The following is a 20,989-nucleotide window of genomic DNA, read 5'->3' as shown; positions in this document are numbered from 1 at the left end:
CGGCTCAGCCGTCTGCCCGGCGGTGCCCGCAGTACATGTTCCCGATTGCGCTCCGGACCGGACCAGACCCGCAGGGACTGCCGGGCAGCGCGTTCTCTGGGGGCTCAAGGCCGGTCATGGTCGCAATCCTGAATGAAACTGGGGTAAATCGGCACCATTCTGTCTATATCGGGCCGACCGCAGGCGACAAGCGTCAAATCGCGGCCCTTTTCAGCGCGCGCAGCGGTCCCGCAGAACATAGTCCAGGGCAAAGTAGTCGCGGATGAAATCCTCGATGTCGGGCGTCAGCATGACCGCATTGGGCAGGTTCTTGAACCTGTCCAGCCTGGCCGGGGGCACATCGGCCAGCGCCTCGTCCACCGTGCCCTCGTGGCGCGGGGCCACGTTCTGCATCCCCAGCCGTTCCCCCTGCAGGTCCTGCCCGCAGCGGTCCAGCACGAAACGTTCAAAGGCGTCGATGTCCTCGATCCGGAACAGGTGGTCCCAGCGGCAGGTTTCCAGGTAGCGCGACTGCGGCGCCCAGTGCGGGTCCATCTCCTCGCGCGGGGCGAGGTTGATGTAATGGCAGAACTGGCGAAAGGTGATCCCCGCCTCGACCTGCTCTTCGGTGATCTCCTCGCAGCCCAGCAGGAAGCGGTAGACCGGCGTGGTGTGATGCAACACCGATGGCACCCGGCGGTTGCGCACGAACTTGTCCCAGTAGCAGCTGATCAGCCGGTCGACCGGATCGCGCAGCAAGGCCACCCGCGCCCAGTCGGGATCGCGCATGATCCGGTCGACCTCCCGTTCGGACCGATAGCGCGCCTGCAGCCGCACCTTGCCGCTGTCCAGCAGCGTGTGCACCGGCTTGTCCACCGTATGTCCCGACAGCCGCAGCGCCCAGTCCTTGACCGAGGTATTGGCGACCTTGGCGATCGGGCAGAACAGGATCCGCGCCGCGTCCACCACCAGGATCGACCCGTCCCAGCGCCCGCGCCGATGGGTCGCCAGCACCGGCCCCTTCTTCCAGTACTCGCGCGAGTTCACCATGTTGTTTTCCAGCCGCCGCAGCGGCAGCTGGCGGTCGATCAGCGCCTGCGCCGTTTCCGGGTGCGGGCTGCGGCCGAGGTAGAACCGGTAGGTGGCCTCGATCAGGTCGGCGTCGACGGGGGCCTTGGGATCCGGGTCTGTGCGATCCATGCGGTCTCTCCTGGGGTCAGGCCGCGCCGAGGCGGGCATAGGCCGGGGGCAGCGCGTCCAGCACCGCCTCCCATGTGTACTGTGCCACGTCCCGGGGGCTGCGGCTGCCGGTCAGCGTATCGGCGAAAAGCGCCCGCACATGGGCGCGGAACTCGGTCTCGTCGGCGGCGACATGGACGCCGCCGAGGGTCATGGCCTCTTCAAAGCCGCGAAAGGCCATGCGCATGGCGATCACCGGCTTCAGCGTCAGCAGCGCCTCGGCGGTCTTGAGGTTGGTGCCGCCGCCGGAATTGATCGGCAGGCAGATGCCTTTCGCATGGGCCAGCAGCGCCTGCAGCGTGTCCTCTTCGACCCGGCCGGTGATGCGCACCAGGTGGTCGTTGAGGCGGCGAAAATGGCGGTGGCGGCTATCCGCGCGCAAGAGATCGCCGACCCCGCCGACCACGGCCAGGCGGGCGTCGGGCGGGATGCAGCCGGGGATGCGGCCGATCACGTCCCAGTAGCCCTCGGCATTGGGCCCATGGCCGCTGCCGGCCAGCATCAGGTAGTCCTCGGCGATCGGGCGCGGCACGGATCTGTCCAGCGCCGGCGGCCAGCAGCCGTTGGGCGCCACGACGACGGGGGTGTCCTGTCCGGGCGCGCGCCAGCCCTCCAGCACCGCGGCATCCGCGGCGCTGACCGCCAGCACCAGGTCGGCGCGGGCCACCGCCTGCCGCTCCATCGCCTCGGTCTCGGCGCGGTAGCGCGCGGGCGCCAGCACGCTCTCGATGTTCTGCGAGCCGTAGACGACGGCGGGGCGCCGCTCCAGCCCCTCGGTCAGGGCGTCCAGCAGCGGCATCAGCCAGGGCTGTTCGACATGCAGCACCTCGGGGCGGATCTCTGCCAGCCGGCGGCGCGCGGCCTCGAAGACGGGCAGGCCCGGGCGCAGCAGGGTATGCATGTGCAGGTCCTCGCGCAGCCCGGCCCGGGCCAGCTCGCCGTGCAGCTCCACCGGCAGCGCGGTCAGCGCCTCCTCGGCGTCATGCTGCGGGTAATGCGGCCCAAAGAAGAAGGGCATGGCCCGGACCTCGTGGCCCGCCCCGCGCAGCACGCGGCAAATCGCCTCCAGCCGGCGTTGGCCGCCGTGGAACGGAGAACTGACGGGATAGGTCGAAAGCGTGACGATCTTCACGGGGGCAGAGCTCTTGTTGGCCGGGGTGCGCGCGGTTCGGGCGGTGTATCGCCCCGTTCGGGGCCGGAATGCAATGTGCCAACTGTGCCACGCTCTCCGGGTCGGAGATCTGCCGCGCATGGGGCTGCGTCGGAAAGAAGAGGGGGCCAGCCCCCGGCGGTTCAGCCGGCGCGGCTCTTGACGTCGTCGTCCTGTCCGAAGGCCTCGAAATCGGCCAGCAGGTTGGCGCGGAATTCTTCCCAGCTGTAGCCGCCGAAGGCCCGCGCCCGGGCCAGGGCCTCTGCATAGGCCTCGGCATCGCTCATCAGGGCAAAGGCGCGGGCCATCCAGGCCTCTCCGTCCATCAGCGGCAGCGTGTCCGCCGCGCCCTGTGCGGCCTCGACGATCGAGGGCGCGTCGGAGGTCAGGCAGGGCTTGCCGTGGTTCAGGCTTTCGACCACCGGCAGGCCCCAGCCCTCGTAGTGCGAGGGGTACAGCGTAAACCGGCAGTTGTCATAGAGCACGCCAAGGGCGGCGTCATCGACATCCGTCAGGATGCGGATCGCCCGGTGCGGCAGGCCCACGTCCTCGGCCAGCATCTCGGCAAAGCCCTCCATGCGCCAGCCGGGCTGGCCGACAAAGACCAGCGGCGGCACCTCGCCCGGGTGGCGCTTGTGCAGCTCGCGCCAGAGCCGGTAGGCGAAATCATGGTTCTTGCGCGGTTCCATCGTGCCCACCATGAGCACATAGCCGCCCGGATCGAGGTCATGCCGGGCCAGGGTGGCGCGGCTGGTCTCGGCGTCGGCGGGCGCGGTGCTGTCGGCGCCCAGCAGCACCGGCGTCACCCAGCGGTCGTTCAGCGGCGGATAGCCGTGGTCGGAGACATGCGCCAGCAGGTCCTGCCGGGTGGTGTCGGAGATGGTCCAGACCTGGTCGACCCCCCAGAGCACCCAGTGCAGCGCCAGCGGGAAGGTTTCCTTGGTGGTGGGTTCGGTCAGGTGCCGCCAGAGCACCGGGATCAGGTCGTAGATCAGGTAATGCACCGTCCAGCCATGCGCCTTGCGGGCGTGGTAGGCGTATTCGTAGCGGTCGTCCGACCAGAAACCGCCGACGGACAGGTACTGTGTCACCTCTTCCGGGGCGATGGCGTTGTCCGGGGCAAAGCGGGCCTCGGCCTGCGCGTCGAGCTGGCCGTGGTGCAGCTGGTGGTTGACCATGTCGGTGCGCGACATCCAGGGGCCCAGTTTCGGCGCCAGCCGTTCGGCCGGACCCAGCCAGCGGCGCAGGCTGGAATATTCCTCGAGGCTGACGCAGGAGAGCGCGCCGGCGATGGCCGCGTCGCGGCGGATCTCGGTGGCGGGATCGCTGTCGGGAAAGCTCCGGATCGCGCGGCGGATGTCGCGCGCCAGCCGCAGCCGCCGCAGGTGGCGCCGCCACCGCGAGGGCGACATCGCCACCCGGTCCCGTGCCGGCACCTTCCAGGCCCGTGCCGAGAGCAGCGCGTCGATTTCCCCGGGCGGGACCCGGTAGTAGCCGCCCAGGACGGGATGGTAGATGCCGAAGGTGACCGCCTCGCCATAGGCGGTGCGAAAGGCGCGGATCACCTCCTGTTCGACCCTCAGAAGCCCCATCGCCTTCCAGTGGCGGAAATTGTAGCTGGTGGTGATATCGATCAGGATCATGGATGGCCCGGTGCGGGGAATTTGGCGCGTGGCTATAGCAAGCGGCGCAGCCTGCCAAGGGCGCGCGGGCGACAGTGGCGGAGCGCCGCATTCCGTGGCAGAAGCGGCGCGGTCAGAGACCTGGACGAGGACATGGGATGGTGGCGAAGCCCGGCGCGGCCCCGGTGCGGGCGATCCTGCACATCGGGGCACCGAAATGCGGCAGCTCGGCGTTGCAGCGGGCGCTGAGCGCCACGCCGGTGCTGCGGGGGGCGGACGGCACGCGGCATGTCTACCTGGCGGGGCGGCAGGGTGAGGCGGGGCTGGTGCCGGTCACGGGTCGGCGGCTCTCGGCGATGATGCGCCACGCGGTGCATGGCTATGTCTGCTGGCCCAATGTCGCGCGGCAAGACGATCCGGGCGCCTACTGGGCGGCGGTGGGCCGCGCCGTCGGTGCCGAAGGCGCGCGCGGCCATGTGCCGATCCTCTCCAGCGAGGGCTGGGTCGCCCATGCGGGGGAGGCCCCGGCGCTGGCGCGCGCCGCGGGGCTGGATCTGCTGGATGCGGTGGCCTTTGTCCGGCCGCCGATGGACTGGCTGAATGCCGCCTACTGGCAATGGGGCATCTGGCACACCGGCTTCTTTCACAACCGCCAGGTGGAACGCTGGCTGGAGCGGGCGCGCTACGATGTCGGGCCGCATGTGGCGGCCTGGGCGGCGCAGCCGGGGGTGCGGCTGGCGGTGGAGAGTGCGCGCGGCGACGTGGTGGCGGGGTTTGCCGCGCGTTACGGCCTGCCCCTGACCCCGGCGGGCCAGGTGAACCGCGCCCCGCCCCCGGCGCTGACCGGGTTCTTGCTGCGCAACCGCCGCTTTCGCCCGACCCCGCATGACAGCGCGGTGGAGTTTGTCGTGCAGCGCTGGTGCGATTTCGCGCCTTCGCAGAAACTCTGGGCCTTTCTGCCGCGGCATGCGCAAGGCGTCTGGCCGCGCCTGCAGGAGGACGTGGCCCGGATGATGGAGGCGCTGCCGCCGGAGGTGGCAGAGCGCCTGCTGGCCGAACCGGGCTGGACCTCGCTCGATCCCTACTGGGCGCGGATGAAGGCCGGGCCGACGCGGCTGGATGCCCCCGAGGACCTGGCGGCGCTTTTCGACGGGCTGGCCGAGGGCGCGGCGCGGGCCGGTGCAAAGCTGGGCGCGGGGGGTGTTTCGCGCGCGAAACCCGCCACCTCGGCCCCGGTCGAGGACTGGGACAGGGCGATCGCCGGGCTGCTGGACCCGCTTCTGGAGGCGGATCTGCGCTGGCGCCGCCGGGGGGCGCTCAGGCGGATGATCGGGGGCTAGAGCAGGAAATCCTCGTCGGTCAGCAGGATCGGCAGCAGGCCGGTGTTGCGGATCTCCAGCCTGTCGGCGCCGCTGCCCAGCAGCAGGCTCTCGCCCGGGTCCAGCGTCACCGATCCGCCCGGCGTCCAGACCGGGTCGGCGAGGCCGGTGAGGTTGATCCGGTCCTGCCCGTCCTCGAAATCGGCGATCCTGTCATGGCCCGCGGTGAAGACAAAGACATCCGCCCCCGGCCCGCCCACGATCCAGTCGTCGCCCGCCCCGCCCGAGAGGGTGTCGTCGCCCGCCTCGCCGCGCAGCCAGTCCGGCCCCTCGCCGCCCTCGAGCAGGTCGGCGCCCGCACCGCCGAAAAGCGTGTCCGCCCCGGCGCCACCAAAGAGCCCGTCCCCCCCCGGCCCGCCGAAGAGCCCGTCGCCGCCGGCCTCTCCGATCAGCCAGTCGTCACCCGCGCCACCCTGCAGGTGGTCGCCCTCGGGGCCGCCCAGCAGGCTGTCCTCGCCGTTGCCGCCCGAGAGCGTGTCGCGCCCGGCCCCGCCGCGCAGCCAGTCGGCGCCGCCGTTGCCGACCAGAAGGTCGGCGCCCTTGTCGCCGTGCAGGCTGTCATGGCCGGGTCCGCCCGCCAGGCGGTCGTCCCCCGGGCCGCCGCGCAGCAGGTCCGCCCCCTGCCCGCCCGACAGACCGTCCGTACCGTCGCCGCCCAGCAGCGTATCGGCCCCCGCGCCGCCCTGCAGGGTGTCGTCATCGGCCTCGCCGCGCAGCCAGTCGTCACCTTCGCCGCCATCCAGCGTGTCCTTGCCCGCGCCGCCAAAGAGCGTGTCCGAATGAGGCCCGCCCGCCAGCAGGTCAGACCCCGCGCCTCCGGTCAGCAGGTCGTCGCCGCTCTCGCCGGTCAGGGTGTCGGTGCCGCTCTCTCCCTGCAGCGTGTCGTCGCCCCGCCCGCCCAGCAGCAGGTCGTGCCCCGTTCCGCCCAGCAGGTGGTCGTCATCCGCGCCGCCGGCCAGCCGGTCGGCGCCGGCGCCGCCAAAGAGCAGATCCTCGCCCTCCTCGCCGCCGAGGGTATCGTCGCCCGCCTGGCCCAGCAGCCTGTCCTTGCCGGTGCCGCCGCGCAGCAGGTCGGCCCCCTCGCCGCCGAAAAGCGTGTCGTTGCCCGCCCCGCCCAGCAGCATGTCGTCGCCACCGCCGCCACGGGCCCGGTCGTGGCCCGCCATGAGCGCCAGCAGATCCGCCAGCGGTCCGCCGGTCAGGAAATCGTCGAAGAGGGTCGGCCCCGCCATCTGTTCACCCCGTATGCCCTGCGTCCCCCACCCGCCCCGCCTGCACCGGATGCAGAATCGGGCGCCGCGGCCCCGGGGACGCGCGCCCGCGCGTCCCCGGGGGACGTGCCGCCGGTCTACCCGCAAGCGCCCGCGCGACGGAGGGAATTCGGACAGTTTGGTTAAACTTGTCGAACTCTCTGAAAGAAAAGGGAAAGCTTTTCCGCCCCGCGCCGGGGGCGGCCCCGGCCGGACGCCGCCGGGTGAATGTTCACGGTTTGTTAAGCCCGGGAGGCGAGGTTGTTAACCAAGATGAAGAGGGCGGCGCAGCCCGTCCCGGAGGATGTCCGCCATGACCACAACCTATCAGTCCAGCTCCTCCACCACCGTTTTCGTTGCCAATGGCGCCAACGTGGTGCTGCGGGATTACAACGATATCTACACCGCCAACGGCGACGGGTTCGAGCTGATGGCCGGGCCGCTGATCACCAGCCTGTTTGTCTATGGCTATGTCTGGGCCGACGACAACGGGGTCGAGGTGCTGGCCGACAACGTGCGGATCGCCAATTTCGGCATGATGAGCAGTTTTACCGGCGATGCGATCAACCTCTCCGGCGGGGCCGGCACGGTCGAGATCCTGAACTACGGCACGATCCTGGCCAATGACGGCGAGGTGATCGACATCGACAGCGCCGGGGACAAGACCATCACCCTGTTCAACGCGGGCACCCTGTCGGCGCGGGACGCGGACCTGGTGTTCGACGGGGCGATCGCGGGGATCTCGATCACCAACACCGGGCTGATGGACGGCGCGGGCCTGGCGATGAGCGGCACCGGATCCAGCCGGCTGGTCAACTCGGGCGAGATCCTGGTGACCCATGTCGACATGCGCTCGACCGGGCCGGCGGTGCTGATCAACCGCGGCACGATCACCGACCGCGACGGGGCCGGAGAGCTGATCCGCACCGGCAATGGCACCGGGGACACGGTGGTCAACGCGGGCACGATCCTGGGCGACATCGACCTGGGCGGCGGGCCGGATTTCTTCGAGAACGCGGGCCCGGGCGTGACCAGCGGCCGGGTGCTGGGCGGCGATGGCATCGACACGCTGGTCGGCGGCGAAAGCGCCGACGTGCTGGAGGGCGGCAGCGGCACCGACACGCTGGTGGGACGCGGCGGCGACGATCTTTTGGACGGTGGCGCCGCCGACGACCTGATCCTGGCCGGGCTGGGCAGCGACGAGCTCTTGGGCGGCGCGGGCAATGACACGATGACCGGCGGCGGCGGCGACGACAGCCTGTCGGGCCAGTCAGAGGCGGATGTGCTGGTGGGCCAGGACGGGTCGGACTGGCTGGACGGCGGCACCGGCAACGACACGATGGACGGCGGCGACGGCAACGACGTGCTGGAGGGCGGCGACGGCGTGGACGTGCTGCGCGGCCGCGCCGGCGAGGATGAGCTGGCCGGCGGGTTGGGCCTCGACTTCCTGACCGGGGGGGCGGATGCGGATATCTTCGTCTTTCGCAGCACGGCCCAGGCGGGGATTGGCGCGGCGCGCGACCAGATCCTCGATTTCGAACCGGGGCTGGACCTGATCAACGTGGTCAGCATGTCGCCGGGGGTGTTTTCCTTTGTCGGCACCGCGGCCTTTTCGGCGCCCAACCAGATCCGGGTGATCGAGACGGCGACCGGATCCAGCATCGTGCAGTTCGACGTCGATGGCGACGGCACGGCGGATGCCGAGATCCGGGTGGCGGGCGTCACCGGGCTGACGGCGGACGATTTCGCGCTGTAGCGCCGGGCCGCGCCCCCCCGGGCAGCCTGCCGCCCCTGCCCCGGCGTTTGGCGACCAGTTGAAACAGATCAAGGTGGGACGCCCGGCATCGGCGCATGGTTCCGGCAGGGACATGCCAAACCGGGGAGAACCGCATGCCGAGTTTCACCATCACAGGGTCCAGCACCACGCCACAAAGCCTCAACGCCTCGGAGATCGGGATCGTCACCGGAACCGGCGCGTTGACCGTGGCGGGCACCGACGCGATCAGCGTCAGCAGCACGGAATATGTGCGCCTCGTCGTCCAGGGATCGGTCACCGCGGTCTCAACGGCCACAACCGAGTCCGCCGTCTTCGGCTTTTCCGACTTCCTCGATGTCTATGTCGGGCCGGGCGGGCTGTTGCAGGCGCTGCGGGGAAACGGCATCTCGGTCAGCCCCGAAAACAGCCTTGTGGTTGTCAACCAGGGCACCATCCTCGGCAGCGGTTACGGTATCCTTGCCTCGAACATCCGGCCCTTCAACGCCACGATCGTCAACCATGGCCTGATCGAAAGCGGCGGATCCGCGATCCTCACCGGAACCGAGACAGGCCAGGTCTACCTGGTGAACCACGGCACGATCACCAGCCATTTCGGCACGACCCTGGACCTGAACGGCGATCTTGGCGACCAGGGGGCCGTCCGGGTGCACAACACCGGCGTCATCTCCGGCGCCAACTGGGCGCTGCGGACCAGTTACGGCGACGACATCGTCAGCAACGCCGGGCTGATCATCGGGACGGTCCTTCTTGGCCATGGCGCGAACCGCTACGAGGGGCAGTTTGGCCAGGTCCTGGGAACGGTCCAGGGCGGTGGCAACATGGATACCCTGGCGGGGGGCGACCAGACGGATGTATTCGACGGCTGGTTGGGCGACGATCTGCTGGTCGGGCGCGGCGGCGACGACAGCCTGACCGGCGGCGCGGGCAACGACTATCTTCTCGGCGGATCGGGCAATGACCGGATGGACGGCGGCGAGGACGCCGACACGCTCAACGGCAACGGTGAGGACGACACGATCCTGGGCGGCGCGGGCAACGACATCCTCGTGGGCCAGGACGGATCGGATTCGCTCGACGGAGGCACGGAGAACGACACGCTGGACGGCGGCGCGGGCGACGACATCCTTGACGGCGGCAGTGGCAACGACATCCTGCGCGGGCGCGCGGGCGAGGACGATCTTGCCGGCGGACTGGGCCGCGATTTCCTGACCGGAGGTCAGGGCGCGGACAATTTCGTCTTTCGCGCGCTTGCGGAAACCGTCGTGGGGGCGAACCGCGACCAGATCCTCGATTTCGAACAGGGGCTGGACAGCATCGTGGTCGCGGGCCTCTCGCCCGGCGTGTTCGAGTTCCGCGGCACCAGCGCCTTTGCCCCTTCGGGCAACCCCGAGCTGCGGCTGGTGGAAACGGCGGCCGGCTCGACCATCGTGCAGTTCGACGTGGACGGCAACGGCACGGTGGATGCGGAACTCCGCGTGGCCGATGTCACCGGGCTGACGGCGGAGGACTTTGTGCTGTAAGCGGCGGCGGACATCCCCACGCGTGTCTTTCGCCGACCGATACCCGCACAGGGTGAAGCGGCGGGCCCTCACAGGGGAATGTTTTGACCTTGCGTCAATTTTGGCCAAGCATGGAGGCAGGTTTTTTGTCCCCCGGTCCCTCCGGGGTGAGATTTGTTTTCGCGCCTTGCGCAGATTTTGACAGAGAGGAGATATCACCATGCCCAGCTTTTCGCTCAATACAACCGATACCGTCGCCAAGACGCTCAGCAACAACCAGGTGGGCCTGATCGGGGTGAACGGCGCCCTGCAGGTCTTCGGCCCGGCCATCACCACCTCTGGCGCGGCCTTTCTCTCGGTCGCGGGCAGCGTGCAGGGGTTCAACAACACCATCGATGCCACCAACGGCACCTCGTTGACCCTGATCGTCACGCAGACCGGCTCGATCACCGGCTTTGGCCCGGCGGTCGTCGCCAATCTCACCACCGAGAGCATCATCTCGAACAGCGGCACCATCCAGACCAACGGTGACGTGCTGGTGCTGACCGCCGATGCGCAGGCGCCCAACGGGCTCAACCACAACGTCCAGAACAGCGGCGTGATCAGCGGCAACCGCGATGCCATCGTGCTGCAGCACAACACGCTGGGCGTCACGGAAATCCTCAACTCGGGCACGATCATGGCCGGGCGGCACGCCATCGACAATATCCTGACCACCAGCGGGATCACCCTTGTCCGCAACACCGGCGAGATCATCGCCGGGCAGGACGTGAACACCGGCAGCGGCCTGGATTTCGCCTATCGCGGCGGTTCTTCGGCCGACTATCTGGTCAACCAGGGGCTAATCAACGGGCTGGTCGACATGGGCCCGGGCGCGGATTTCTACAATGCCGCGGGCGGCACCACCGCCGGGGCGGTCCGGGGCGGCACCGGCAATGACACGCTGCAGGGCGGCGACAGTGCCGACCGCCTGGAAGGCGACAACGATGCCGACCTGCTGATCGGCCGCGGCGGCGATGACGTGATCAACGGCGCCGCGGGCAGTGACATGATGCTGGGCGGCGCCGGCAACGACAGCATGACCGGCGGCAACAACAACGACACGATGAACGGCAACGCGGGCGACGACACGATGGAAGGCGGCGCCGGCAATGACATCCTGGTGGGCCAGGACGGGTCGGACCTGATGGACGGCGGCGCGCTGGACGACACGATGGACGGCGGCAACGGCGACGACATCCTCGAAGGCGACACCGGCAACGACATCCTGCGCGGCCGCGCGGGCGAGGACGAGCTGGCCGGCGGACTGGGCCGCGATTTCCTGACCGGCGGGCAGGATGCGGATGTCTTTGTCTTCCGGTCGCTGTCTGAAACCGTGGTCGGCGCCATGCGCGACCAGATCCTGGATTTCGAACAGGGGCTGGACAATATCGTGGTGGCGGGACTGTCCCCGGGGGTGTTCGAGTTCCGCGGCACCGCAGGTTTTGCCCCCTCGGGCAACCCCGAGTTGCGGCTGATCGAGACGGCCACGGGGTCGACCATCGTGCAGCTCGACGCCAATGGCGACGGCACGGCGGATGCGGAGATCCGGGTGGCGAACGTGACCGGGCTGACGGCGGACGACTTCACGCTCTGAGATCGGCGGGGGTCTGCCCGCCTGTCCCGAGGGCATTGACCTTCCCGGGTGGCTTCGCAAGGCTCCGCAGGGGGCCCGGGCCATGTGGTTGCGCCAATTCTCCGGCGGCGCAGGGACGCAAAGCGTCCCGGTTCGACACCGCCGGCCAGGCCCGTTCAAGCAAGATCTGACGGGAAAATAGATCATGGCCATACGGACAATCACGAGCACCACCACTGGCATCGACGTCGACACCTTCGGCGATCTCTGGATCCTCCGCGACGGGTTCAGCCTCGGCAACGCGGGAGATGCCTTCGATTTCCTGGATTTCACCAGCAGCACCCTGCTGGTCGAAGGCCTGGTCTATTCCCAGACCGATGCGATCGATTCCGGCGTGGGGTCGGGCGCCAATACCGTCACAGTGAGCGCGACCGGAACGGTCTACGGGGACAGCGACGGCATCGAGTTGACCGGGAACGGCCACGAGGTCTTCAATTCCGGCACCGTGACCGGTGCCGGGGACCGCGGCATCCAGATGATCGGCGACAGCAGCGAGGTGGTGAACACCGGCACCGTCTCGGGTCAAAGCGACGGCCTGTCGCTTGAGGGGAACAACGGGGTCCTGATCAACCACGGTTCGATCAGCTCGGCCGCCTACGACGGCGTGAATGTCGCCGGAACCGGCAACTACGTCAGCAACAGCGGCCAGATCGTGGGCGCGCGCCACGGGGTCGAGTTCAATACCGTGCTTGCCGAGACCAATACCCTTGTCAACGCGGGCACGATCACCGGCAATACCACGGCGGTGCGCGGCGATTTCGGCGACGAGACGGTGATCAACAGCGGCACCATCCTCGGCCTGGTCGAGCTGCGGGACGGGGCCGATTTCTTCAACAGCAACGGCGGCACGGTCTCTGGCACGGTCCTGGGCGGCGCCGGTGACGACACGCTGCAGGGCGGTGAGAACGCCGACGTGATGGAGGGCGGCGACGACGCCGACCTGCTGATCGGGCGCGGCGGCGACGACGTGCTGGCGGGGGACGCGGGCAATGACATGATGCTGGGTGGCGCCGGCAACGACAGCATGACCGGCGGCAACAACAACGACACGATGAACGGCAACGCGGGCGACGACACGCTGGAGGGGGGCGCCGGCAACGACATCCTGGTGGGCCAGGACGGGTCGGATTTCCTCGACGGCGGCACGCTTGAGGACACGCTCGACGGTGGCAACGGCGACGACGTGCTCGAAGGCGACAGCGGCAACGACATCCTGCGCGGCCGCGCCGGCGAGGACGATCTTGCCGGCGGACTGGGCCGCGATTTCCTGACCGGCGGGCAGGATGCGGATCAGTTCGTGTTCCGCAGCACGGCGGAAACCGTGGTGGGCGCTGACCGCGACCAGATCCTGGATTTCGAACAGGGGCTGGACAGCATCGTCGTGGCGGGCCTGTCCCCGGGTGTCTTCGAGTTCCGCGGCACCAGCGCCTTTGCCCCCTCGGGCAACCCCGAGTTGCGGCTGCTGGAGACGGCCACGGGGTCGACCATCGTGCAGCTGGATGTGGATGGCGACGGCGCGGCGGATGCGGAAATCCGGGTGGCGAACGTGACCGGCCTGACGGCGGAGGACTTTGTCCTTTGAGCCCCTGCCTGTGCGCATGACGGGCATGGCCGGTCCCCGGACCGGCCCATACAGAAAGATACTCGACGGTTGGAAATTATTAACCTAGCGTAAACGAATTAAATTCGCCGCGCTTATTCAAGTTTCCGGTTTTCCCGCGACGGATCCAATTTGGCAATACTGGCCCAAGAGGACAGAACGTCCCGGTCTGTGGCCACCAGACGAGGGGCTATGGACCATGCCATCATTCCTGCAAAAGGTTGGCGGATTTTTTACGAGCGATGGGCTTGGCGCCGTCGGCAACGTGCTGACCATCGCCGGGACCGTCTACACCATCGCGGGCGAGATCTATTCGCATGTGAACGGCGACGGCACCTTCAACGACGTCGAGGACCCCAGCCTGGCCGCCATCGCCGCCTTGAAGGAGGAGCTGAAGGCCGAGATCGACGGATTGCGCGACGACATCGCCGACCTCGAAGCCGCCCTGACCGATCTCATCGTTTCGCAGATTTCGGGCGTGCAGCAACAGCTGCTGGCAAGCGCGCAGTCACGCGCCAAAAGCGCGCTCGACCTGTTGGCGTCTTACGCCATCGACCAGGATGTCGACCGGGGCGAAATCATCGCCGACGCCTCGCGCGCGCTGCGCGACGCGCTGGGGCAGGCCGAACAGTTGCTCCGGCCCGGGCAGGACCTGGAGACGATCAAGGTGGCGATCGGCGCCGTGGCCTACACGCTTTATGCCCGGATGGAGGTTGCGCGCGAACTGGAGGGCGGCGAGATCGCCTCTGACAAGATCGCGCAACAGATCGAAGATGTCATGACATTCTTCCAGACCGTGGTCACCTATGTCACGGACCGCCTGAGCGTTGAATACGGCTTCGAAGAATGGCGGCAGACACCGGGCGACCCCGACTACGATGCGGCGTGCCAGGCGCTCTATGAACAGTATATCAGTGATTATCCGCCCAGTTCGTCCGTTTTCGTCGTCTTCCTCGACGATGCCGAGTTCCTTCCGTTCTATTCCGCAAGCTTTGAAGACAACATAGGCCGGGGCGACCTGGGCTATTACAACAGCCCCTTCGCCTTTTCACCCGACAGTGTCGACAACAGCGCCGGAGACTTCGAAGGCCCCTACAAGGTCGAGGGCACGTCCTCCAGTTACTACATCCCCTCCATCGACAGGGTCATCACGCTTTATGTCGGTGAGTATTATGACAATGCCGGGAACCCGGTGGACTCGACCCACCCCGAAGCGCGGTCGGCAAACGAAATCTGGTTCGCCGAGTGCAGCGCCTGGGTGCTGGAACAGACGCTGCAATGGTTCGGCATCGACCGCGTCGCATTCGCCGAAACCGTCGCCAATTACGCCGACCTGACGGATGGTGAGCAATTTGTCCTGCCCAGCATTCCGGGGTTCGACAATGCCGGCACCGTGGTCGGCACCGATGGCGACGACCTGATCATCGGCAACGACGGCGACGACCTGCTGCAGGGCGGCGGCGATCCGGACATCATCAAGGGCAAGGAAGGCAACGACACGGTCCAGGGCGGCACCGGCGGCGATCGGCTGGAAGGCAACGAGGGCAACGACCTGATCGAGGGTGGCGAGGGCGATGACGCGCTGATCGGCGGGCCGGGGGACGACACCATCGACGGCGGCGACGGGCTGGACCTGGCGATCTATTCCGGGACACGGGCGGACTATGTGGTCAGCACCTACGCGGATGCAGGCATCCGCTATGTCCAGGTCGAGGGGCCAGAGGGCACCGACACGCTGACCAATGTCGAACGGCTGGTCTTTGACAACCGCATCGTGCAGATCCAGAGCGGCGGCGGCTCTCCGGGGGTGATCGGCGACATCCTGTTTGCCGACGGGACCCGGCGGATCGCCGACGACCGGATTTTCCTCACCGGCTTTGGCTTTGCGCGGGCCGAAGGCGGCATGGGCGAGGATACGATCAGCTCACTGGCGACGCTGGACACGGTCATCAACGGCGGCCCGGGCAATGACCTCCTCAGCGGGAGCTGGTCCTCCGTTTTTGACAATCTGAGCACGGCGGTTTTTTCCGGTCCGCGCGGGGCCTATCTCATCCATCCGACCGAATTCGGAATCGATCCTGTCATCGAGGTCAGCGGCCCGGACGGGAAGGACATCCTGACCGGCTTCACCGAGCTGGTGTTTTCCGACATGACGGTGGGGATCGTCCGGGCGGAATTCAACTTTACCACCTTCCAGGGCACGGGCATTGGCTACATCAACGATGACATCCTGCTTGGCACGACCAGTCGCGACCATCTTGAAGGCGGCGGCCGCAACGACACCATCCTGGCGGGCGGTGGCGACGACACGATCCACGGCGACGGCACGGCGCCCGGGCCGGACGGGTCCGACCTGATCCATGCCGGCGAGGGCGACGACCTGGTCTGGGGCGATGCCGGCAACGACACGATCCGGGGCGAGGCGGGCCAGGATACGCTGAACGGCGGCATGGGGCTGGACATCCTGGACGGCGGCACGGGGTCCGACACCGCCTCTTACCGCGACTCCGCCGGCGGTCTGATCGCAGATCTGCAGTTCCCGGCGATGAACACCGGCGAGGCCAAGGGCGACAGCTATACCAGCATCGAGAACCTCGAAGGCTCTGCCTTTGCCGACAGCCTGCGCGGCGACATGTTCGACAATGGGCTGTTCGGTGGTATCGGTGACGACACGCTGATTGGCCGGGGCGGCAACGACCTGCTGTCGGGCGACCAAGGCGGGGACCGGCTGATCGGTGGCGCGGGCACGGATACGGCCAGCTACCTCACCGCCGCTGCCGGGGTGATTGCCGACCTTGCCGCACCGGCCTCCAACACCGGCGACGCAAGGGGCGACAGCTATTCCTCGGTCGAGAACATCCTGGGCTCGACCTGGGGTGACGTCCTGCGCGGGAACCACCTGGGGAACCTGATCCAGGGCGGGGATGGCGACGATGCGCTGATTGGTCGGCAGGGGGCCGATACGCTTGTCGGCGGCGATGGTTTTGACGCGCTGCGCGGCGACGGCGGCAATGACGTGCTGCGCGGCGGCGCCGACGACGACCTGCTGATCGGCGGGTTGGGGCGCGACATGCTCACCGGCGGCGCCGATGCCGACTGTTTCGCCTTTGCCTCTGCCGCCGAGATGGGGGCCAATGCCAACCGCGACCAGATCCTCGACTTCGAGCAGGGCGTGGACATGATCTCGCTTGCCGGGGTGGTGCCGGGCGTGTTCGAATTCCGCGGCACCGCGGGTTTCGATCCCTCCGGCAACCCCGAACTGCGGCTGATGGAGATGGCCTCGGGCTCGACCATCCTGCAGGTCGACGTGGATGGCGACGGCACGGTGGACGGTGAAATCCGGGTGGCGGACGTGACCGGCCTGACGGCGGATGATTTCGCGCTCTAGGCACCCGCAGCCAGGATTTGCAGCAGACGCGCCCCTGCCTCTATGCTTGTGCTGGCAGGGACGTTACCGATTGCCGGGGCACAGCGCTTCATTTTCCCCCTCATGCAGTGAAGGAGCCGTGGCATGGCAACCGTCTACCAATCGACCTCCACCTCCGCGATGGTCACCGTCACCAATGGCGACGCGCTCGTCGTCCGCAGCGCGGTGGATATCTATGCTCCCGGGACGGCTGTCACGCTGTCCGGCGGCACCCTGACCACCCGGCTGATCAATGACGGCGATATCTACGGCACCTCCCCGATCCGGGTGGACGCCAGTACCTCGCGGATCGTCAACAACGGCGGCCTCACCGCGACCCTCCTGGACGCCATCGAGTTCCGGGGCGGTCTTGGCTATCACTACATCGAAAACGCGGGACGGATATCGTCGGCGCAGGACCTGATCGACATTTCCTCTGTCACCGGTCCGGTGAATGTCGAATTCGTCAATACCGGTACGGCGATCGCCCAGGGGTCGATTTTTTCCGGCAGCGAGAACCTGAACATCGTGCTGCTCAACAATGCCGGGCGTCTGTCCGGGGCTGTTCTCGACATGGACAACAGCTTTTCCGCCCAGCTTGTGAACACCGGGATCCTCGATGTGTCGCGGATTGAAATGGGCTCGATGTACTGGACGCGGTTCAACAACAGCGGGATCATCGGCGATGTCTATGGCAATACGCATATCGCCACGTCCGACGGCGACGACACGGCGCAGAATGCCGGGACGATCTTTGGATGGCTTGACCTGAAAGGCGGCGCGGACCGTTTTGAATCCTCCGGCGGCGGCTGGGTCTCGGGCCATGTGGAGGGCGGCGACGGCAACGATACGCTTTCCGGCGGCAGCGATGCGGACGAGTTGCGGGGCGGCAATGACCAGGATCTGCTGGTGGGCCGCGACGGCGACGACACGCTGCTGGGCGACGCCGGGTTCGACATGCTGCTGGGCGGGAACGGCAACGACGTGATGGATGGCGGCAACAACAACGACACGCTGATCGGCAACGGCGGCGATGACACCATGGCGGGCGGCTATGGCAACGACCTGATTCTGGGCCAGGACGGGGTGGACCAGATCGACGGCGGCGCGGGCAATGACACGATGGACGGCGGGGCGGGCAATGACGTGCTCGAGGGTGGCGCGGGCACCGACGTGCTGCGCGGACGCGGCGGCGAAGACGAACTGTCCGGCGGCGAGGATCTGGATTTCTACACCGGCGGCACCGGCGCGGATGTCTTCGTCTTCCGCTCGATCACCCATGCCGGGATCGGCGCGCAGCGCGACCAGATCCTGGATTTCGAACAGGGCCTGGACGTGATCAACGTGGTCGGCATGAGCCCCGGCGTCTTCGAGTTCCGCGGCACCGCCGGTTTTGCCCCCTCCGGTAACCCGGAGTTGCGGCTGTTCGAAACGCCCACCGGATCGACCATCGTGCAGGTCGACGTGGATGGCGACGGCAGCGTGGACGCGGAAATCCGGGTGGCCAATGTCACCGGGCTGACAGCCGAGGATTTCGCGCTCTGACGCTTGTGCGGCGTCCCGCCCGCTGCCAGAAAGCGGGCATGGAGGACGATCCCGCCGAGACCCTGAACCTGGCCCTGCTGGAGGCGCTGCGCGACCGTGTGGCGGACGCGGGCGCGGCCCCGGGCGAGGATTTCGACGCCTGGGTGCTGGAGCTTTTGCAGGGTTACCGGCTGTTGCGTGGCACGGGCCGGATCACCCCCGGCGAACAGCGGCTGATCCTCGAGGTCATGCGCGTGCTGGAGACCCGCCACGGCGCCGCCCGCGACCAGGTCCCGGCCCAGCCGCAGCGCTACATCGCCTCTTACCCGCGCTCGGGCAATACCATGACGCTGGGCATGCTGAAGGCGCTGACCCCGGTGCTGACCACCTCGGACATGCGCGACAGCAAGCTCTGCACGATGCCGGCGCTGGAACGCCCCGGGTTCCCGGCGCTGCGCCTCAGCAAGACCCACCAGGTGCCGGCCTGGCGCCCGGAAAACCGCTATCTCTTTGTCTTCCGCGACCCGCGCGATCTGCTGCCCTCGCTGGCCTACATGACGCTGAAGGCGGGGGAGCACGCGTTCACCGAGCGCCACCAGATGGTGGATTTCATCGCTTTCCTGCATGAGCGCTACGTCTTTGGCAGCTGGCTGGACTTTGCCCGCGCGGCGCTGGCGCTGCAGGCGCATGAGAACGTGGCGATCCAGCAGTACGACGCGCTGGACAGCGACTGGCGGGCGCTGGCGCGGGCGGCGGACTTCTTCGGGCTGGACGTGACCGAAACCCGGCTGCGCGCGGCCTTCGCCGCCCGTGGCCAGACGCTGGAGAAGATGCGGAGCAAGCCGCGCTGGGGGCTGGACGGGGCCGCGCCGCCGGGCAGCCTGTATCAGGCCTGGATGGCGGCGCGGGGCGGCTCGAACTGGCGCGAGACGCTGGACGCGGCGGCAAAGGAGGCGCTGAAGGCGCGCGGCTATACCCCGGCGCTGATCGCGCTGGGATATGCCGAAGATGAAGACTGGTAGGGGCGGGTCTGGCCGGGGATGTTTCGCGCGCGAAACACCCGGGGATCAGCCCTCGGCGGTGTCCATGAACGCCTGCGCCATCGCCTCGGCGCTGGCGATGAAAGCCTCGCTCAGCGCACCGCGTTCGGCCGGGCAGGCCAGGTAATAGCTGGGCAGGAACTTGTCATAGGCCAGCCGCCGCCGCGTCATCTTGTTGAGGAAGATGTCGTAGAGGTCATAGTCGAGATCCTCGAAGAACCCCGAGAACTCGGCCATCGTATAGCCGTTCAGCCGGGCCGCATGGCGCGGCGTGTTCTCGAAGCAGATCACCGGGCGCAGGTCCTTCAGCAGCTGGCCTCCGCCGCGCAGTGCCGGGAACTCGGCGTGTTCGATGTCCAGCTTGATGAAGGCGCAGGAGGTCAGCCCCTCGTCGCGGGCGATCTGGTCGAGCTGCACGAAGGCCACGTCGACGGGTTTTTCCTCCCCCCCCCTCGCCGGGGTGGACGTGGCCCTCGTAGAGCGAGGACCAGCCCGAGAAATTCTCACGCACGTAGAAGGTGGCATGGCCTTCGCGGTCGGCGGCGGCGCCTTCGACGATCTTGAGCGTGTCGCGGAAGGCCGGGTCCTTTTCGATCCGCTCCACCAGGGCGGCGGCGACGCCGGGGCTGGCCTCGATGCCGATGCCGCGGCCCTCCGGCCCGACCTGCCGGGCCATCGGGAAGAGGTGGTGACCGACCCGCGCGCCCACGTCGATGAATGTGTCGCCCGGCTGCAGGACCTCGGTGTAGTAATGCGCCAGCAGGCGCTCGCAGAAATCGTGATGCGTGCGCTGGTAGAGGATCAGGTCCTCGATCCGGTCAGGGTCGTTCAGCATGGGCAAGGCTCCGGTGGCGCCGGCCCCCGGTGACCGGGGGGACGCCGGTCAAGGTCAAATGTAGTTGTAGCGCAGCAGGGTCGAGGAATAGGTCTTGTTGATCTCGGCGATCGTCTCGGGGCTGAGCTTGGTCATGTAGTTCTGCGGGTGCACCTGGCGGATGTGCTTGGAGGCATCCTCGGCCTTGGGCACCACGTTGAAGCGGTTGGCCAGGTTCATCGGCTGACCCGGCTTCATCTTCCACTCGAGGAAGTTGAGCATCGACATGATCCACTTCTTCTTCATGTAGATGATTTCCTCGTACTGGAAGAGCCGGGCCTTCGGATGGGCCTTGAGCACCTCGGAATAGGTTTCCAGCTTTTTCACGAAACTGCCGACCTCGCGCAGGGCGAACTCGTTGATGTCGCTGCCCAGGGTGGCCTTGCGCTGCTCCTCCATGTGCTTGAACAGCTTGTCGTCGGCATCCTTGCCCGGCATCGGGTGGCTCTGCGAGAGCGAGAAATACTGCGACACGACGGCATCGCGCGGGTCGCGGACCAGCACGATCAGCGGGCAGTCGTTCAGGCAGGGGATCTCGTACTGGTTGGGGAAATAGCGGAAGCCCGAGTAGACATAGCCTTTGGGCTTGAAGATCTCGCTGGTCTCGGCGGGGATATCCGCGTCCGAGATGCCGGTGTTGAAGAAATGCGACTGGATGTCGACGAATTCATAATCCAGCATTCCGCAGGCGGCGCGGATGAGGTTGTTCATCAGCGTCGAGCCGGATTTATGCACCGACATGAAGAAGACGGAAGAGATGTCGGGGCTGCGCGACTCGGGCAGTTCGTAGATCGTCTTGCCCTTGTAGGCGATGCTGGCGGTCATGGGTGTCTTGTCCTCGTCTCTTGCCGGCCCCGGTTGTTCCCCGGTCTCTGGCGTGATCTCTGCTCCGGCCTCTGGTCGGATTTCGGTGCGGCGGCCCTGTATCCTGCGACCGGGCCAGAGCGTCCTGTTTCTTGTCATGCGCGTCAACGT

14 protein-coding genes and 1 pseudogene are annotated in these 20,989 nt (G+C 67.6%); 8 read left to right on the top strand and 7 right to left on the bottom strand.

Features of this window, described 5'->3' with window-relative positions:
- Positions 1 to 210 precede the first annotated feature (210 nt).
- The 3 genes from KZZ07_RS23575 to KZZ07_RS23565 all read right to left on the bottom strand — a co-directional run bounded on the left by KZZ07_RS23575 (position 211) and on the right by KZZ07_RS23565 (position 4,011).
- Positions 211 to 1,179 carry a sulfotransferase family 2 domain-containing protein gene (locus KZZ07_RS23575; RefSeq protein WP_219518221.1) on the bottom strand — a complete coding sequence of 323 codons (969 nt, stop codon included), beginning with the start codon at positions 1,177 to 1,179 and terminating at the stop codon, positions 211 to 213.
- Positions 1,180 to 1,195: 16 nt separating this feature from the next.
- A complete protein-coding gene (locus tag KZZ07_RS23570) occupies positions 1,196 to 2,350 on the bottom strand; it encodes a glycosyltransferase (protein ID WP_219518219.1) in 1,155 nt (384 codons plus the stop codon).
- Positions 2,351 to 2,511: 161 nt separating this feature from the next.
- Positions 2,512 to 4,011 carry a glycosyltransferase family 4 protein gene (locus tag KZZ07_RS23565; RefSeq protein ID WP_219518210.1) on the bottom strand — a complete coding sequence of 500 codons (1,500 nt, stop codon included), beginning with the start codon at positions 4,009 to 4,011 and terminating at the stop codon, positions 2,512 to 2,514.
- 137 nt (positions 4,012 to 4,148) lie between these two features.
- Between KZZ07_RS23565 and KZZ07_RS23560 the strand changes: the two genes are divergently transcribed.
- Complete coding sequence (locus KZZ07_RS23560; protein WP_219518208.1) at positions 4,149 to 5,330, top strand: hypothetical protein; 1,182 nt, start codon at positions 4,149 to 4,151, stop codon at positions 5,328 to 5,330.
- Here the strand turns inward: KZZ07_RS23560 and KZZ07_RS23555 are convergent.
- Positions 5,327 to 6,601: a calcium-binding protein gene (locus tag KZZ07_RS23555; protein ID WP_219518206.1), complete on the bottom strand. Its 1,275-nt coding sequence runs from the start codon at positions 6,599 to 6,601 to the stop codon at positions 5,327 to 5,329. The two genes, KZZ07_RS23560 and KZZ07_RS23555, sit on opposite strands and share 4 nt — an antisense overlap.
- A 331-nt stretch (positions 6,602 to 6,932) precedes the next feature.
- Between KZZ07_RS23555 and KZZ07_RS23550 the strand changes: the two genes are divergently transcribed.
- The 7 genes from KZZ07_RS23550 to KZZ07_RS23520 all read left to right on the top strand — a co-directional run bounded on the left by KZZ07_RS23550 (position 6,933) and on the right by KZZ07_RS23520 (position 19,122).
- Positions 6,933 to 8,375 (top strand): calcium-binding protein, encoded by a 1,443-nt coding sequence (locus tag KZZ07_RS23550; protein ID WP_219518203.1) that lies wholly within the window; start codon positions 6,933 to 6,935, stop codon positions 8,373 to 8,375.
- A 134-nt stretch (positions 8,376 to 8,509) separates the two neighbouring features.
- On the top strand, positions 8,510 to 9,916 hold the full coding sequence (locus KZZ07_RS23545; protein ID WP_219518202.1) for a calcium-binding protein: 1,407 nt from the start codon (positions 8,510 to 8,512) through the stop codon (positions 9,914 to 9,916).
- Between the two features lie 199 nt (positions 9,917 to 10,115).
- Positions 10,116 to 11,531, top strand: coding sequence for a calcium-binding protein (locus KZZ07_RS23540; protein ID WP_219518200.1), 1,416 nt, complete (start codon positions 10,116 to 10,118; stop codon positions 11,529 to 11,531).
- A gap of 184 nt (positions 11,532 to 11,715) precedes the next feature.
- Entirely contained in the window at positions 11,716 to 13,152 is a 1,437-nt protein-coding gene (locus tag KZZ07_RS23535) for a calcium-binding protein (protein WP_219518198.1), read from the top strand.
- 217 nt (positions 13,153 to 13,369) lie between these two features.
- A complete protein-coding gene (locus KZZ07_RS28010) occupies positions 13,370 to 16,558 on the top strand; it encodes a calcium-binding protein (protein ID WP_219518188.1) in 3,189 nt (1,062 codons plus the stop codon).
- Positions 16,559 to 16,681: 123 nt separating this feature from the next.
- A complete protein-coding gene (locus KZZ07_RS23525; RefSeq protein WP_219518186.1) occupies positions 16,682 to 18,121 on the top strand; it encodes a calcium-binding protein in 1,440 nt (479 codons plus the stop codon).
- A 38-nt stretch (positions 18,122 to 18,159) separates the two neighbouring features.
- Positions 18,160 to 19,122, top strand: a complete 963-nt coding sequence (locus KZZ07_RS23520; RefSeq protein WP_219518184.1) for a sulfotransferase domain-containing protein — start codon at positions 18,160 to 18,162, stop codon at positions 19,120 to 19,122.
- Between the two features lie 45 nt (positions 19,123 to 19,167).
- Here KZZ07_RS23520 and KZZ07_RS23515 read toward each other — a convergent pair whose 3' ends face one another.
- The 3 genes and pseudogenes from KZZ07_RS23515 to KZZ07_RS23505 all read right to left on the bottom strand — a co-directional run bounded on the left by KZZ07_RS23515 (position 19,168) and on the right by KZZ07_RS23505 (position 20,977).
- Entirely contained in the window at positions 19,168 to 19,665 is a 498-nt protein-coding gene (locus tag KZZ07_RS23515) for an FkbM family methyltransferase (protein WP_255564550.1), read from the bottom strand.
- Position 19,666: 1 nt separating this feature from the next.
- A pseudogene (locus KZZ07_RS28155) lies at positions 19,667 to 19,816 on the bottom strand (hypothetical protein); the annotation flags it as partial.
- Between the two features lie 213 nt (positions 19,817 to 20,029).
- Complete coding sequence (locus KZZ07_RS23505; RefSeq protein WP_219518180.1) at positions 20,030 to 20,977, bottom strand: sulfotransferase domain-containing protein; 948 nt, start codon at positions 20,975 to 20,977, stop codon at positions 20,030 to 20,032.
- Positions 20,978 to 20,989 lie beyond the last annotated feature (12 nt).

The sequence above is a fragment of the Mameliella sp. CS4 genome, assembly GCF_019392335.1.
Taxonomy (GTDB): Bacteria; Pseudomonadota; Alphaproteobacteria; order Rhodobacterales; family Rhodobacteraceae; genus Antarctobacter.
The sequence above is the reverse complement of the archived record's forward strand: the minus strand, read 5'-3'. Positions and strand labels throughout refer to the sequence as shown.